At 46.9% G+C, this 15,270-nt stretch carries 19 protein-coding genes and 1 tRNA gene; 9 read left to right on the top strand and 11 right to left on the bottom strand.

Going from position 1 to position 15,270, the window contains the following annotated elements:
- The first annotated feature begins 201 nt into the window (after positions 1 to 201).
- Together JNC80_RS08940 and JNC80_RS08945 are read left to right on the top strand one after the other, a co-directional pair.
- Positions 202 to 453, top strand: a complete 252-nt coding sequence (locus JNC80_RS08940; protein ID WP_022710788.1) for a GlsB/YeaQ/YmgE family stress response membrane protein — start codon at positions 202 to 204, stop codon at positions 451 to 453.
- Positions 454 to 506: 53 nt separating this feature from the next.
- Positions 507 to 800 (top strand): hypothetical protein, encoded by a 294-nt coding sequence (locus JNC80_RS08945; RefSeq protein ID WP_022710787.1) that lies wholly within the window; start codon positions 507 to 509, stop codon positions 798 to 800.
- Positions 801 to 864: 64 nt separating this feature from the next.
- Here the strand turns inward: JNC80_RS08945 and JNC80_RS08950 are convergent, their stop codons facing one another.
- Positions 865 to 2,499: a phosphoethanolamine transferase gene (locus JNC80_RS08950; protein ID WP_376710101.1), complete on the bottom strand. Its 1,635-nt coding sequence runs from the start codon at positions 2,497 to 2,499 to the stop codon at positions 865 to 867.
- 446 nt (positions 2,500 to 2,945) lie between these two features.
- On the opposite strand from JNC80_RS08950, the gene JNC80_RS08955 reads away from it, so the two are divergent.
- From JNC80_RS08955 to JNC80_RS08965, 3 genes are all read left to right on the top strand, one after another.
- On the top strand, positions 2,946 to 3,245 hold the full coding sequence (locus JNC80_RS08955) for a hypothetical protein (RefSeq protein ID WP_075655621.1): 300 nt from the start codon (positions 2,946 to 2,948) through the stop codon (positions 3,243 to 3,245).
- A gap of 247 nt (positions 3,246 to 3,492) precedes the next feature.
- Positions 3,493 to 3,837 (top strand): DMT family protein, encoded by a 345-nt coding sequence (locus JNC80_RS08960; protein WP_225687603.1) that lies wholly within the window; start codon positions 3,493 to 3,495, stop codon positions 3,835 to 3,837.
- A gap of 40 nt (positions 3,838 to 3,877) precedes the next feature.
- Positions 3,878 to 4,396, top strand: a complete 519-nt coding sequence (locus JNC80_RS08965) for a DUF3060 domain-containing protein (protein ID WP_376710102.1) — start codon at positions 3,878 to 3,880, stop codon at positions 4,394 to 4,396.
- 73 nt (positions 4,397 to 4,469) lie between these two features.
- Here the strand turns inward: JNC80_RS08965 and JNC80_RS08970 are convergent, their stop codons facing one another.
- Positions 4,470 to 4,754 (bottom strand): hypothetical protein, encoded by a 285-nt coding sequence (locus JNC80_RS08970; RefSeq protein ID WP_022710782.1) that lies wholly within the window; start codon positions 4,752 to 4,754, stop codon positions 4,470 to 4,472.
- Between the two features lie 215 nt (positions 4,755 to 4,969).
- Positions 4,970 to 5,046 (bottom strand) — tRNA-Pro (locus JNC80_RS08975).
- 504 nt (positions 5,047 to 5,550) lie between these two features.
- On the opposite strand from JNC80_RS08975, the gene JNC80_RS08980 reads away from it, so the two are divergent.
- On the top strand, positions 5,551 to 6,519 hold the full coding sequence (locus tag JNC80_RS08980; RefSeq protein WP_376710140.1) for a glycosyltransferase family 8 protein: 969 nt from the start codon (positions 5,551 to 5,553) through the stop codon (positions 6,517 to 6,519).
- A gap of 2 nt (positions 6,520 to 6,521) precedes the next feature.
- Here the strand turns inward: JNC80_RS08980 and JNC80_RS08985 are convergent, their stop codons facing one another.
- Positions 6,522 to 7,307, bottom strand: coding sequence for a glycosyltransferase family 25 protein (locus JNC80_RS08985; protein ID WP_376710103.1), 786 nt, complete (start codon positions 7,305 to 7,307; stop codon positions 6,522 to 6,524).
- A 173-nt stretch (positions 7,308 to 7,480) separates the two neighbouring features.
- On the opposite strand from JNC80_RS08985, the gene JNC80_RS08990 reads away from it, so the two are divergent.
- Together JNC80_RS08990 and JNC80_RS08995 are read left to right on the top strand one after the other, a co-directional pair.
- Positions 7,481 to 7,732, top strand: coding sequence for a hypothetical protein (locus JNC80_RS08990; RefSeq protein ID WP_376710104.1), 252 nt, complete (start codon positions 7,481 to 7,483; stop codon positions 7,730 to 7,732).
- Between the two features lie 83 nt (positions 7,733 to 7,815).
- Positions 7,816 to 8,127 carry a hypothetical protein gene (locus JNC80_RS08995; protein WP_376710105.1) on the top strand — a complete coding sequence of 104 codons (312 nt, stop codon included), beginning with the start codon at positions 7,816 to 7,818 and terminating at the stop codon, positions 8,125 to 8,127.
- Between the two features lie 16 nt (positions 8,128 to 8,143).
- On the opposite strand, the gene JNC80_RS09000 is transcribed toward JNC80_RS08995, so the two are convergent.
- The 4 genes from JNC80_RS09000 to JNC80_RS09015 form a co-directional block, all read right to left on the bottom strand.
- Entirely contained in the window at positions 8,144 to 8,677 is a 534-nt protein-coding gene (locus JNC80_RS09000; protein WP_376710106.1) for a GNAT family N-acetyltransferase, read from the bottom strand.
- Positions 8,678 to 8,706: 29 nt separating this feature from the next.
- Entirely contained in the window at positions 8,707 to 9,753 is a 1,047-nt protein-coding gene (locus JNC80_RS09005) for an HlyD family secretion protein (protein WP_376710107.1), read from the bottom strand.
- Positions 9,754 to 9,780: 27 nt separating this feature from the next.
- Positions 9,781 to 11,316 carry an MFS transporter gene (locus JNC80_RS09010; protein ID WP_156831416.1) on the bottom strand — a complete coding sequence of 512 codons (1,536 nt, stop codon included), beginning with the start codon at positions 11,314 to 11,316 and terminating at the stop codon, positions 9,781 to 9,783.
- 283 nt (positions 11,317 to 11,599) lie between these two features.
- Positions 11,600 to 12,043, bottom strand: a complete 444-nt coding sequence (locus JNC80_RS09015; RefSeq protein ID WP_075655637.1) for a MarR family winged helix-turn-helix transcriptional regulator — start codon at positions 12,041 to 12,043, stop codon at positions 11,600 to 11,602.
- 181 nt (positions 12,044 to 12,224) lie between these two features.
- Between JNC80_RS09015 and JNC80_RS09020 the strand changes: the two genes are divergently transcribed.
- A complete protein-coding gene (locus JNC80_RS09020) occupies positions 12,225 to 12,644 on the top strand; it encodes an META domain-containing protein (protein ID WP_376710108.1) in 420 nt (139 codons plus the stop codon).
- A gap of 63 nt (positions 12,645 to 12,707) precedes the next feature.
- Here JNC80_RS09020 and JNC80_RS09025 read toward each other — a convergent pair whose 3' ends face one another.
- From JNC80_RS09025 to JNC80_RS09035, 3 genes are all read right to left on the bottom strand, one after another.
- Positions 12,708 to 13,232 (bottom strand): MerR family transcriptional regulator, encoded by a 525-nt coding sequence (locus JNC80_RS09025; protein ID WP_022710774.1) that lies wholly within the window; start codon positions 13,230 to 13,232, stop codon positions 12,708 to 12,710.
- Positions 13,233 to 13,610: 378 nt separating this feature from the next.
- Positions 13,611 to 13,937 carry an integration host factor subunit alpha gene (locus JNC80_RS09030; protein ID WP_022710773.1) on the bottom strand — a complete coding sequence of 109 codons (327 nt, stop codon included), beginning with the start codon at positions 13,935 to 13,937 and terminating at the stop codon, positions 13,611 to 13,613.
- Positions 13,938 to 14,084: 147 nt separating this feature from the next.
- On the bottom strand, positions 14,085 to 15,056 hold the full coding sequence (locus JNC80_RS09035) for a beta-ketoacyl-ACP synthase III (RefSeq protein WP_022710772.1): 972 nt from the start codon (positions 15,054 to 15,056) through the stop codon (positions 14,085 to 14,087).
- Positions 15,057 to 15,270: the final 214 nt, after the last annotated feature.

The raw sequence follows: 15,270 nt of genomic DNA on the forward strand, positions 1-15,270 counted from the left end.
CAACATAAAATTTATTTTATGCAAAACAGTATCTGCATGTCTTTCAATGCATGGATCACTGTCTTTACGGGAACCAAAACGCACCCTGAACGTTTTCTTTCATAGCAGATATTTAACGCTGCATTTGTCTGCGCCTTAAATTCCGGCAGACAAAGACCATCTTTTTACTATGTGCTGAACGTCAACAATGAGGGAAATACCATGGAAGATGCTCAGATAGGCTGGATTGCAGCTATTATCATCGGTGGTCTGGCCGGCTGGCTGGCCGAAATGTTCATGAAAAGTGACCACGGCGTTTTCATGAATATTATTCTGGGTATTATCGGCGCTGCTGTCGCCAATGCCCTGCTCGGCATGTTCGGTGTGGTTCTCGGAGGCTGGCTCGGCTACCTGATCGCCGGTTTTATCGGGGCATGTATTCTGATTGCAGCGGGGCGCATGATCCGGCGATAACTCCCACGCCTTTGTAAGCGCCTATTCCACAGTCAAGATAACGGAGAATGAAAATGGCAGAGAATGCTGACAATGCCCGTCAGGCAATGGAAGAACAGATTGCAGAACTGCGCGCGCAGATTGATGCGATGAGCAAATCTTTGAAACAACGCGGCGAGGAAGCCGCAGAAGAAGCCCGCACCCGCCTGAACCGTGCAGCCTCAACCATCAAAGAACAGGGACAGGCAACCGTATCTGTCATCCGTGAAAATCCGGGCACCGCAACAACCATTCTGAGCACGGCCGGTATTGCCGGTTTTGTACTCGGTTTTCTGGTTGCCAGCTGCCGGAATGACACGCGCTGGTAACAGCCGCAACGCTCCCTGCGAGTTCAATAAAACAGCGCCGGAAATTCCGGCGCTGTTTTGATATTCAGGAAGCAGCTCCGTCACCGCGGCAGCTATTGAATATATCCATATCCTTGTCATAGACGGTCGTCTTCACATTCATCAAGCCCAGCACCGTATGGAACAGATTATCATGGGATGCCGGATGATCACTCAGCATCTTCAGACAAGCCTGTTTCAGATCATTCTCCTTCAGAAAATCCGGTGAAAACCAGCTGATAAACGGAATCGTCGTCTGCTCCCGCGGCGCGATGAAATAAGGCATGGCATGAAGATACAGCCCTTTCTCGCCAAGGGATTCACCATGATCGGACATATAGATCATCGATGAAGCAAACTCGCTTTCTCTCGATTTCAGCAGGTCAATGATTTCCGCTAATATTTTGTCGGTGTAAGCGATTGTATTATCATAGGCATTTACAATCTCCTGCTGAGTGCAGTCAGCAAAATTTGATGTGCGGCAGGCAGGTTTGAAGACTTCCTGCTCCGGCGGATAGCGCCGGTAATAGGCAGGTCCATGGCTGCCAAGCATATGCAACACAACAACCGTATTGGTTTTAAAACTGTCGAGACGAGATGCCAGCGTGTCTACCAGCACTTGATCGTAACACTCACCACCTGCACAATTCGGATTGCCTTCCTGCAACTGGCTCATATCAATTGTTTCAATACGATCGGCCACACGCTTACTGCCGGTGTTATTTTCAACCCACAAAGGCTGAATACCGGCATGTTTCAGCACATCCAGCAGATTTTCAGACTGGCGGAATTTCTTGCTGCTATATTCCGTACGCGGGAACGGGGAAAACATGCATGGCACAGAAACAGATGTCTCTGTTCCGCAACTGCTGACATCGGTGAAGTTCAGTACATCGCGCTCACGCAGCATCGGATTTGTATCGCGGTAATAATTATTGAAACTGAAATTCTGTGCGCGTGCTGTTTCGCCAACCACAATCACCGTCAGACGCTTTTTATTACTACCCTCTTGATATGGCTTGGTCTGTACAGCATCCGTACCGAGCGGCTGAGCAATATAGGTGCGCTCGTCATTGACCTTCACGAAATAACGGATGGTACTGCTGAGCGGTGCCAGCGGGTTGAGCCTGCCGGTGATTTCCGCTTTCTTTTCACGAAACATCGAAGAAAAAGTACCAAAATTTGTCAGAAGCAGAGCAACACCGGCAATCAGGCAGCCGCTGATCAGCAGTGTGTTGACCCATAATTTTTGCACAAAAGGCCGGTGCCTGATCTCAACCCAAATGATCAGCAAAGACGGCAAACCGGCATAAAGCAGCATATTCGTTACAAAATGCGCATTCATCAGGTGACCGGATTCAGCCCTTGTGGTTGTCGCAGCATTTTCAATCATATTCGGCGTAATCAAAACGCCGAAATGATCAATGAAATATGCCGCGGATGCCGACACCGTAACAAAGAAAATCAATGCAGGCTTGATGAGATATGGCGCTGAAAATAAAACCAGCAAACAATAGGTCAATAAAAACAATGTTGCAGCGATAATGCCGGTGCTCAGAAAATCTCCTTTGAGATAGTCTGCGATGAAAACAAAAGCTGCGCGGTTAAAAAATACAGTAATATAAATGGCTGTAATGAAGCATAATAGATTACTTGCAACAGAAATTCTTTTGAATTTCATAACTCACCTGTTCGACGTTTAAAAACGCACAGATTCAATATCTTCATCAAGAAACAACGCGTTTTTGAGCAAGCTACAAAGCAGATCAAAACCAGCTAAGTAAGTATGCGCGTTTTTGAAATAATTTTTTACGAAAAGACAGAAATTACAATTACTTATCAAATTTAATTTTGAGATTTCCTCCCGAAGATTGAAGCGCCTGCTTCCGGGCAAAATTGTGACATTGCAATCAGGATAAGAATATATTCCGTTGCAATTCCTGCTTTACAAAGCAGCTTTCTGCCCCGGTATTCACCTCACTGAATTTCCCCTGCCGCTTCAAAAAGTCTTGTTTCAACTTCCAGCAACTGAGCTATGATGGATTGAATAAAGTTCTATTTCTCAAACGCTTACGGTGCCCGCCAATATCTTCCCGACGGCACCGCAATCAGAAGGACAGACTTGTAATGATTACCGGCCCGCAATCTAAAGCTGCCCGCGCATTAATTGAACTCAGCCGTGAAAGACTGTCATCATTCTCAGGCATTGATATCCGTGTGATTGAGTTATTTGAACGTAAACTTGAAACACCGGACGAGACTGTCCTTGCAGCGTTACAAAAAGCGCTCGAAGATGCCGGAGCCGTGTTCATTCCGGAAAATGGCGGCGGTATCGGCGTCAGATTGAAATTTACACGATCCGAAGCACGGCGCCTCTCTACGCTGGAAAGCGAAGGCGGCATTGTTGCCTATGATGAAGTTCCTTAAGCGGAAACAACTGTCTGTTTAAAGAAATCCGTCACGGGCAGAACAAAGCAGAGGAATTGTCTGTCTTTTTCTGTCCGTGAAAATGGGTTTTCGGCCTCGCGGGCGATCTGTTCAAAGGTAAAACAAACCGATAAAAGATCTTGCTGTTCGCACCATCTTTTTATCCCGTTCCGGCCTGCCAGAACGCTCAGCCCGTCACAATGATTGCACGCTGAGTGCGGCTGCCGCCGATCACACCGAGGCACATATGGCTGATTATCTCAAGCCGATCTTACTGCTTTGCGCATCCAATATCTTCATGACATTTGCCTGGTACGGGCATCTCAAATTTACAAACAAGCCGCTTTTGCTGGTAATCATCGTCAGCTGGCTGATTGCTTTTGCTGAATATTGCCTTGCGGTTCCAGCCAACAGGATGGGGCATGGCATCTATAGTGCGGCAGAGCTCAAAACCATTCAGGAGGTTATCACTCTCAGCGTATTTGCCGGATTTTCTGTGCTGTATCTGGGAGAAAGCATAACCGTCAATCATATGATTGGTTTCGCATTTATCTGCCTTGGCGCTTTTTTTGTATTTAAAGGGCCATTTTAGAGATATACAGAATACCTCCCCTCCCTCAACAGAGAGTGACATGATGAAACTGAAAATTTCCGCAATCACTTTAATGAGTGTTCTTATTTCAGGTGCTGCATACGCAGAAGAACTGACAGTTGAAGGTTCCGGCATTACACGTGATATTGCCTGTTCATCGAATGATATCGGCATTTATGGTGCAAAGAATATCATCAAACTGACCGGTAAATGCGATGATATTGTCATTCACGGCACCAATCATCAGGTTACATTTGAAGAAGCTGATGATGTCTCGGTGTCCGGCTCCGACAATAAAGTGACTGGCGGCCGTGTGAAAGACCTCTCTGTGGACGTGGCCAATCATGAAGTTACAGCCACATTACGTTCCAATGATAATGACAGAGCCGAGCTTGAAGTGAGCGGTGCACAAAATGTGGTGAATGTTACCCTGGAAAGTGACACAAAAATCGAAGTGGGCGGGGTTGGCCATAAAATCAACTGGTCTGTCGCATCAGGTGTTAAAGATCCGGCGATTTCAATTTACGGTGCCGATCACGAAGTTAAAAAAGCAAACTGATTTCGCCTATAGTTTATAAAATGAATGAAGCCCCGAACGGGGCTTCATTCATTTGACGGGCAAATGCCTGTTTTTACTTGGAAACGGCTTCCAGCCCTTTGAATTCTTTCACTTTGTCTTTTGCACCTGTCGTCAGGCCACTTCCCTGCTTAGCACAGATACGCTCAGCAAATGCAGCTGATGGCGCACTGCTGCCATCTCCGACAATAAACTGATAACCATTATCACACCGCACCCAATGAACTGTTCTGCCGGAGCTGTCTTTTTGAGAAATGTTTTTATAGGCGTAAGCTTCGGCTGCAGGAATAAGAACAATTGCAGATGTCATTACTACTTTAAGCAAATCTCTGATAAACATTGGTAGTCCTCCCTCTGTTGTTAATACTTCCTCCCCATCGGAGTATTTCAAAGGTAAACCGGTCGCAATGAATGTGTGATGAATAGGCCGTTCAGCAATATTGCATAGCAGAACTAAGAGCTGTTTCGCTGTAATATGAAGCAAAACAAAGCTGTAAACCGGTCTTAAAACAATAAGCCGGTTACGCAGAAAAACACATTTAAATCAGTAAAACATGGTCGGAGCGGCGGGATTCGAACCCACGACCCCTTGACCCCCAGTCAAGTGCGCTACCTGGCTGCGCTACGCTCCGAACACCTAAAAGCCCTAGAATATAAAGGCTTTTTTGGCAAGGGATTAAAGCGTGGAAAGATATCACCTTCCCCAAAACGCAATATAACTTACCCAAAACGATTTAATTTTTTAATGCATTAAAAGGAATATGCTGAAATTTTATACTCCCATTTGCATGTTTAGCATTTTGCAACCATTGAATATTATGAGCCGTAGAAAGACAAACATCACAGATTTAAATATACGATAATTATACACATATTTCACCGGAAACGCTGCCCCCACACAGGGGGTTTCTTAAGGGAAAAATATCAACCCAAATATTAACTTACTTACAGCGAATTTTTACAAAAAATACCTTATAAGCAATTATCTTGTTTAATATTACACTCAACGCCCCCCCAATTTTGAGAATAGCACTATGAATGCATTTTATTTCGTTATTGATGAAAATTTAGTAGAAGTCGTCAATGCACAAGCATATCACATTGCGAAAACTTAGGCATGCGACGTACATATTTTTATTGAAAAACAAAATAAAAATATGTCAAATATTGAAGTCAACTATAAAAATAAAATTAAATACCATTACAATCTCCTAATGCAATTTCTACCTCAGAATCTGCCCAATAGTAGCAAATGGCCGCTTATTGTTTATCTCAGGCTATTCGCGCCCAGATTTTTAAAAAGCTACAATCGGGTTTTATACTTGGATGCCGATATTCTGAGCATTCGCGTAGCACAAAATATCTGGACAATACCACTTCCTTACGGTGTTGGTGCAGTGACTGACTACGGATCACTTCAAGTACCGCCAAGTCCTTTTGATAAGCTTTCACGCTCGGAATGGTTGCAACATATAGGTGTAACATCCTCCAGCTATCTAAATTCCGGCGTACTCTTAATTGACGTTTCCAAATGGGTAGAAATTAACTTTACGGCCGAACTCAAAATGTATTTTGATAAATATCCTCATGCAGTTTGTTTTGACCAGGACTTTCTGGCCTCCTTTTTAAACGGAAACTGGACAGACATCGGTCCAATATTCAACTATCAGGCCGTATTGCTTAACTCCGGTCTATCGAACGCTATTGCCCCTGTCTTTGTTCATTTCAGCCAACCAGAGAAACCATGGTATGGCTGGATCGAAAGCGGGAGCACAAATCTTGATCCCTATTTTGGCAAAATATACCGTGACTTATTGACAGAAATTAACATTGACCCTTCTTTACACGAGCGCGCAATCACAACCAAATTTGCCAAGAAGATCAAAACAAGGCTTCGAAAAGCGCTGTCTGTTTTTGGATTGCGAAGCCAAAAAGAGAAAAATGCATTCTCACAAAATGAAGCTGATCGAAGAGTTTATATAAAAAACATCAAAGCAAACGGATTTGATATTTCACTCACTGAAACACTGGATGAAATCTATTTTGACGGAAGAAATATCCGATCAAAATTCACATTTCCCAAGGATATTTCTCGCCACAAATAGAATTACAGCACATCAACAATCATTCTTTTATCGACAGCCAAGCGTTTCAGTTTATACACTCCTCGTTTAAGCTCACGCAGCATTTTCTGACCTCCGGAAAGAGAGCCGCGTTTTTTCTGGATCAAGTTAACAACAGAACGATCTTCAATATTGCCACCCAAAGTTAAGGTTCCTGCGGATAAAACTTGTTCTTGTGCGCACACCGCCGGTACTAATTGAAAAATGATATTATTTGCAAAAACCTCACACCCTGGGTCAAATAAATAGTGATCCACAGGTGCCGGCATATAATTAACTGTCTCTTTTAACAGAGATACAGCCAAACGACGGGATATAATATAGCCGCCCGCCCCTGCATGAAAACCGACCATTTTCAGCAAGTGTCGATCACGTATCTGAAGTCTCCACCATCGTTTAAAATAGACCTTCGTTTTAAAGGTTTCGAGACGCAGTATATTCACATCAGCCGGCACCCAGTCAGAACTCTCAAGAAAATCAGCTGCGCTATCACTGAGGATAATATCATCTTCGAAAATTGCGGCATATTCATCCGTACCGGCAACAAGAATTTCCCAGCATTTCCGATGGCTCATAAAGCATGCAAATTCAGAATTTGTCGGCTTTGGCCAATCTTTATGCAACACAATATTGTCGAGTTCACTTTGAGACAAACCACGCGCATCAATGGCAGCCACACGTTCAAAATCAAGATTCAAGCGCCCAAATTGCTCATGACAATGTTTTAGCCTGTCGGGAGATCTATCCAGATTAATGACAAGATTTTTCATAGAATGGCTCACGTTACAATTCTGCTCCTTCTAAATTTTATTCTCAGCGGGGGCAAGAGAATGGAACCATTCCACTTTCGACTGCCATCTCTTTCCTGAATTCAGACCTCAATAATCGCGCTTGACCGCAACTAAAAATAAGAACATTATAAGAACAAACAGAGGATTCTATAATGTCTCTCGCCGCACAAAACCCTGAAAAATATATCATTATGCCGTTTTGTAAGAATAATCAGAAACTTGTTGCGGCGGAAATGCGCCCTGCTTCCAGTGAGGCAGGTGCCATTAAGATTGCCACATCTATGTCCGGCCGGTTTATTGGTGTTGCGGCCTATGCTGTGATGGTTGATGAAGAAAGCGGCGATATGAACGCGCCGCGCCTGTTAGCAAGCTTTGGCGAAGTGCCTGATTTCAGTGATGATTAAAGTCTGATTTCCTGTGTACTATCCACCGAACATTCGCCCTTTATGCAAGCTCATGCAGTAATATAACCGGCAAAGGATTCAGTATGCGCATTCTATTTCTTAAAATGATTGCAACAGCACTTTTGATGACAGTACTGAGTTCAGCATCATTGGCGGCTCTTGCACCGCAGTATCAGCGCGCAAGTGAAATGAATGCTGTCATCTCTGCGGTTACTGAAACACTGTCTCCGCAACAAGCTGTCACCAAAGTCGTTTATCAGAGTGAAGACCAGTATTTGGTGGTCGCAGGCAATTGCTCAATCAAAGCAACCATTATCACGCTCCCGGCAAAGGCCGGACTGGTAGGGCCAAGACAATTTAAAGTTCAGCTTGGAAAACAACGCTGCAAAAAATAAAGCCGTGCATCGAAGATCAGAACTGATGGATCAGATGAATATCATCCGGCTCCAGAGCATATAGTTTCTGATCCGGCTGTTCTATCGGATGGCCGCCCTGATGCAGATAAAACTCGACCGTATGCCGCGTTGAGGTTGAAGAAATATAGAACCCTTCCGCACCCTGCTCTTTGACAATTTGCATAGATTTCCGGTAGAGGCGCGAGGCTAATCCGCACCCGCGCCAATCATGACTGACATGCAAAAAAGACAACTGCCGATATTGCGGATAATCCGTAACCGGCCGCGCATCAACAACAGCCACCGCAACCAGTTTTCCTCCCGCAAAAGCACCGGTAAATGTGCCACCATGATCGTAACATTCCAGCAGGATCGGCGTATAGAGCTCAGGCTCTCCTTCCGGCCAGTCGCGTGTATCATAAAACTCTGAATGTAACTGCAAGCGGTCGTCAGTGAAACGATAGACTTCCTGAACAATCTCGCGCCGTTCAATCTGCCAGACTGATACCACCTCGTCGCGTGTAAGCGGACATATTTCTATAGTTTGCATTCAGACCTCGCTCTGTTGTCCTGCGAGCATTATTCCACTGCAACTCTGGTATCAACCTTTACGATAACCGACATACCTGGCATCAGACGTTCGACCTGCTCCTGCCCGCCATCAATAGCAATGCGAACCGGCAGCCGTTGCGTTACCTTGATGAAATTCCCTGTAGCATTATCCGCCTTCAAAACACTGAATTCCGAGCCTGTTGCCGGAGAAAAAGCTTCGATATGACCGGTCATTTTCTCATGGTTTAATGCATCCACGGTGAATGTCACCGGCAGTCCGGCTTTCATACCGTAAAACTGTGTCTCTTTAAAATTGGCAATGATCCACTTTTTATCAGGCACCAGATTAGTCAGCTGTGCACCAATATTGACATATTGCCCCGGCTTCGCACCGATTTCCCCAAGTACACCATCCTGAGGCGCAATAATTTTTGTATTGCTCAGATCAATTCTGGCCAGATCAACTGCAGCTTCTGCATTTGTCACAGCCGCTTCGAGAGAATGCCTGCGAACAATGATGGATTGTACATCCTGTTTATTCACTTCCAGCGCAGCCTCAGCCTGACTGACAGCACCGCGCGCCTGTTCCAAAGCAGATAAGGACTGATCTTCATTGCTCTGGGTCATCACCCCGCTTTTACGCAAAGGTGTCACGCGGTTATAATTCGCCTCGGCCACATTCAACGCCACTTTCGCACTGTTCAGCACTGCTTCGCCGGAGCGTGTCCGTGCCTCTGCGGCAAGACGATCCTGCTCAGAATTTGCCAAAGATGCTTTTTGCGTTTCCAGCATGGCCTCAGCCTGCTTCAGCTTCTGCACATAGATGCGGTCATCCAGCGCAAATAACACATCGCCTTTTTTCACACGCAGATAATCACGATCCGGCACTTGCTTTATATAACCTGCCAGCTGCGGGCTGATAATTGTGACCTGCCCGCGAACATAGGCGTTTTCTGTCATCTGTACGGAGGAGCGAAATGGCGGCAGCTGCCAAGCATAAAGGATGAACAATACGCCACAGAGACCAATAGCCAGAATAAACAATGTTGCCGAATTACGAAAAATCTTCTGCATTTCAGATACTCACAAATCAAAATCAACTTATGCGGGCTGCGCAATTGCGCGTCCGTGAATCAAGCGCCAAAGTTTCCCGATTACGGGGAAAACAGCGCGACGGATAATCAGAATGGCCAAAGTCAGCGCGGCGATAGCGGAAACAAGCAGAAACAGATCATTATAGGAGAGCACAGTTGCTTCCTTCATGATTTGTTGGCCAAGCAGCATCGCACCTTCAGCCTGAATATAGGCAGGGTCAGTGATAACCTTCGATATGGCTGCCGATAGCTGCGAGATACGCAAGGTCACCAGAGGATCAGTCAGTACAATCTGGTCATAAAGCGCACGCATATGATGCTGCTGCCGCCATGTTACAAAGCTGCCGAAGACTGCGGAGCCAAACAGCCCGCCCACACTCTGCGTGAAAATGAAAATCACAATAAAGCTGGTGATATAAGCCGGTCCGTTTTTCAGTGCACTCATCAAGCCCGCCGCCATAGCAGGCGGCAAGAACAAGGCTCCGCCGAATGAAATCATCGCCTGACTGAGATACATCATTTCAGGACGGGTCAGATTATTGGCATGACCATCCATGAAGGCACCGGTCATAATCAATATCAGCGCAACTGCATAAATATAGGCCTCACGCCCCGGACGGATAACCATCGCGCAACTGATACCACCCATAAACGAGCTGATAATCAGAACCCAGTAAAGGCCGGTGCTTTGCTCATTATAAATGCCGAGCGCCTGAAACATACCCGTGGCACCCGCTGTCTGCTCCGATAGCACCAGACGAAACACCAGCAGCATGCCGGTAAAAGTCAGCGTCTGCCTGCTGGTCAGCCAGCGGATATTAATCAGCGGATTTTCACGGTTGAATTCAATCGCTGCAGCCAATGCCAGAGCAGCAAAAGCAACCGCGAGACAGATGCCGATCCACGGTGCCTCAAGCCACCAGTATAAACGGCCGACAACCAGCATCATCGCCAAAAGCCCGAAACCGGTTGCAATCAGCGGATAGCTGATGAAATCCAGCTTTTCGAGCACTTTCTGATGCGGGATCGGTGTCAGCTTGAGTGTATAGACCGTCGCAAAACACAGCATCGCCAGACCGATTTCCAGCATATAAAGCTGCTGCCACAGACCGGCATCCAGCAATATAGGAGAAATAATGCGCGACAGCGGTGCACCAAGTGTCGTGCAGGTCAAAGCAAGACACAGTCCCCAGCTCATTTTCTTACTCGGGGGAAATGCCTCAAGCATATAGAAAAAGCCGAGCGTCGACATAGGCGATGCTGCAGCCCCTGAAAAGAACCGCACAATCAATGCCGAGTTCAGGTCATGGATAAACCAGTGCAGTGATGTGACCACCACAAATGTCAGCAGCCCCAGTTCTGTGAAACGGCGCAAGCCGTATTGCGTGCGGATTTTCATCAGGAACAATGTCAGGCTGACATTCGGCGCCATATAGGCAGCAAGCAGCCATGTTGTTTCCGCAGTCGTAGCGCCAAGTCCGCCCTGTATTTGCGGAATATTGACTGCAACCATATTCAGACCAATGCCCTGTGTGATCCACATCAACAGAGATGCACACACAAAAGCAGCAGAAAGCAGAAACGGTTTTGCCGGTGGTACAGGCGGCGCCGCAGGAGCCTGCGGGGCATCAGATGCAGGAGCTTCCACCGCTTCCTCAACAAGTGCCGGTTTCACCGACTGTTGTAAGGCGGAAGGCACAGCTTCAGCTGATGGCTTTTCAAATTCCTGCACACCGGCTTTTGCCGGATGCAGCACTGCATCAGCATCATCTCCGGCCTCTTTCGGCTCATCCTTTCCGGTCACTCTTATATCTGCCATGATAAAATCAGCTGATTGCTTCCATATTCTTCAAAATTACCCGCATAATGCGTAAACCCTCATCCAGATCGGCCTCGCTCAGATCCTGAAGAATGCGGATGCGCAATTGCTCAGCGACAACGTGCAGCTCTTCCACCTGATCATGCGCCGCTTCGGTCAGAATGATGTGTTTGGCGCGTCTGTCGCCCTCCACGGCACGCCGTGTGACCAGCCCCTGCTTTTCCAGCCCGTCAATGAGGCGCACCAGTGTCGGTGTTTCAATTTCCAATGCCGCAGCCAGTTCTGTCTGCGTCATGCATTTATGGGTTGAAAGCAAAAACAACGTGCGGGCACGGGACAATGTCATGTCGTGCTCTTTGGCGAATGCATCAAATAAAGTGCGCAGCTTGCGCCCCGCCACGGACATATCCGTGAGCAAATCAGCACGTTTCTGTATGATTGCAGGTTTCATGAGCACACACATAGGTAGGAAGCTAACAATTATTAAGCTATATAATTTTATTTAAAGCATTTTGCAACCCGATATGCGCGATAAGCGTTTACTCATCACTGTATTTAAGGTGGATAAACATCAGACAGTCGGGTTCATATGCCCTTATCCGCAAGCAAATCATTTCATAACGAGGACAAATATGGCGTTCAGCTCCACCAAACTCATTCAATCTGCTGTGATTTCTGCAGGATTAATGCTCGCAGGATTCAGCACCGCCAATGCTGCGGAATCCGGAATTTACGGCAACTGGATTACAGAGCGCATTCAGGGGCATAAAGTGCATGCAAAAGTGCAATCCACCCTTGATATTGCGCAGGATGGCAAAATTTCCGGCAGTGGCGGCTGCAATCGCTATATGGGCGGTATGGAAATTAAAGGCGATAAAGTAAAAGTGCAGCCGGTTGGCGCAACACTGATGGCCTGCCCGCCGCCGATGATGCAGCAGGATTCCAAATTTCACGCCGCACTCAATCTGGTCACAAGCTGGAAGATCAGCAAAAACAAACTGATCCTGATTGATTCAAAAAATCGTGAAGTGCTTCGTCTGAAGCGTGCCTGAAACCCAAAAAACAAAAACGGGGCGGTTTACACCACCCCGTTTTCCTAAAGTCAGAAACTATCTTTAGCGCACCTGATCGAGCAGGCGTTTGCATTCCAGCAAATCGAAAAGTGCTTCCTGCAACAAAGTGCGGTTGTCTTTATTCAGGCGTTTGGAATCAGCGCCCATCGGCCCCTCTTCATCACCGCGCAACAGGCCGAATAATTTACGGCCGCCTGAAGACTGACGCTGTTCTTCCGGATCATAATCATCAATCGCCGCATCCTGCGCAGCTGTCGCCTGCTTCTGACGTGTTATCGCCTCAACAGCAGCAACATCACCATTGCCGAGCGCAATGATGAATTGTGCATTATTTTCACGCAGCAAACGCTGCACGCCTTTGATTGTATAGCCCTGATCATAGAGCAGATGACGGATGCCCTTGAGCAATTCCACATCCAGCGGACGGTAATAACGGCGTCCGCCGCCGCGTTTCATCGGCTTGATCTGGGTAAAGCGCGTCTCCCAGAAACGCAGCACATGTTGCGGCAAATCCAGATCTTCCGCCACCTCACTGATCGTCTTAAACGCATCAGGACTTTTATTCATGTACTGCCCCTTTCCGGTCGTAAAGGAGTATCACTCAAACGATACACAACTTGAATGAATCACATTTCCTGCAAAAACAAGGCATTCCGCATATAAACATATAAAAAACAGGCCTATCTCTGACAAAAAAGTCGAGAATCCGGTTCTGACCGCGGCACTTTGTTCGGCATTTATAATGATTCTTATTATCACCTACCATAATGCAAAAATCGCAGGCTGCATAATGCCTTAAGCGGAAAACCTATCAAGGTTAAAAATCCGTATATCTCACCGCACTGAGACAGACCCTGATCCGCCATAACATGCGCAGAAAGCAAAACACCGGCCACATATGCAGCCGGTGCTTCAAAATCGGAAGCCTTTAAGTAAGGCAGATAATCAGGCCTTGGCCTTATTACCCTGACGGGCAAGATGCTGATCCAGAATACGCTGTTTCAGCACATTTGATGCTTTGAAGGTCATAACCCGACGCGGCAGAATTGGAACTTCCTCACCGGTTTTCGGATTACGGCCAATGCGCTCATTCTTGTCGCGGACCTGAAATGTTGCAAAAGATGAAAGCTTAACAGTTTCACCATTCACAATGGCATCACAGACTTCGTCAAGAATCATTTCAACAAGCGACGCAGATTCCGTACGTGAAAGCCCTACCTTGCGATAGACAGCTTCAGCCAGATCGGCACGCGTGACAGTCTTACCCCCCATGATGAACCTACTCGGCTAGCGTTAAAGGTGATAATATCTTGTATGTGCAACAGGTTACACAGATGCAACGCCGATGGTCAAGCAGACTTTTGTACCGTATGAAACTTCTTTTCAGTCAATAAGCCATTGAAATGCTGTTTGAGCGCCCTACCAGCGCAGCAAAACCGCACCCCAGGTAAAGCCGCCGCCCATTGCTTCGAGCAAAATAAGGTCGCCTTTTTTGATGCGGCCGTCTTTTACAGCACTCGCCAGAGCCAGCGGCACGGAAGCTGCTGATGTGTTGCCGTGCTGATCGACGGTGATCACAACCTTATGCTCTGCAATGTTCAGCTTCTTGGCCGAGGCATCAATAATGCGCTTATTGGCCTGATGCGGAACGAACCAGTCAATATCCTCAGCGCTCAGACCGGTGGTTGCAAAAGAGGCTTCGATCACATCTGTAATCATGCCCACTGCATGCTTGAAGACTTCACGGCCTTCCATACGCAGGTGACCGACGGTCCCGGTTGTTGAAGGGCCGCCATCAACATAGAGTTTTTCTTTATGGGAACCATCAGAGCGCAGGTTGGCTGTCAGCACACCGCGATCAGAGGTCAGACCATTGCCCTCACCGGCTTCGAGAACCAGCGCACCCGCTCCGTCACCAAACAATACGCAGGTCGTGCGGTCTTTCCAGTCGAGAAGACGCGAGAATGTTTCCGCGCCAATCACCAATACGCGCTTGGCCATACCGCTCTTGATATACATATCAGCCGTTGTCACAGCATAGACGAAGCCGCTGCACACAGCCTGCATATCAAAGGCAAAGCCGTGCTTCATGCCCAGCGCATTCTGAATTTCGACAGCACTGGCCGGAAATGTATGATTTGGTGTGGAGGTCGCCAGAATGATGAGATCAATATCATCCGCAGTCAGGCCGGCATTTTCCAGAGCAGCCTGTGCGGCTTTGGTGCCGAGAGATACAGTCGTTTCATTCTCCGCAGCAATATAACGCTGACGGATACCTGTACGCTGAACGATCCATTCGTCAGATGTTTCGACAACCCCTTCCAGCTCGGCGTTTTTTACAACGCGTTCCGGTGTGGCTGCACCAATGCCTTTAACGACGGATCTGATCATCAGTAATTTTCCTGTCTGACATATCGGGCATCTTGTCGGGCATCTGGCGCAAAGCAAGCCATCCGACGACACCGGATACATATATTGATATTGTGCGTGCTCGTCCGGCGAGACACATGCGTGAATTTATCGCCGGATAATTGCAATATAGTGTCAGTCATTACAAATGCCTGAACGGAAAGCAATGACTGACAGAATAAAGCTTATATGGAAA

It is taken from the genome of Pseudochrobactrum lubricantis (assembly GCF_041929865.1).
GTDB classification, from domain to species: Bacteria; Pseudomonadota; Alphaproteobacteria; order Rhizobiales; family Rhizobiaceae; genus Pseudochrobactrum; species Pseudochrobactrum saccharolyticum.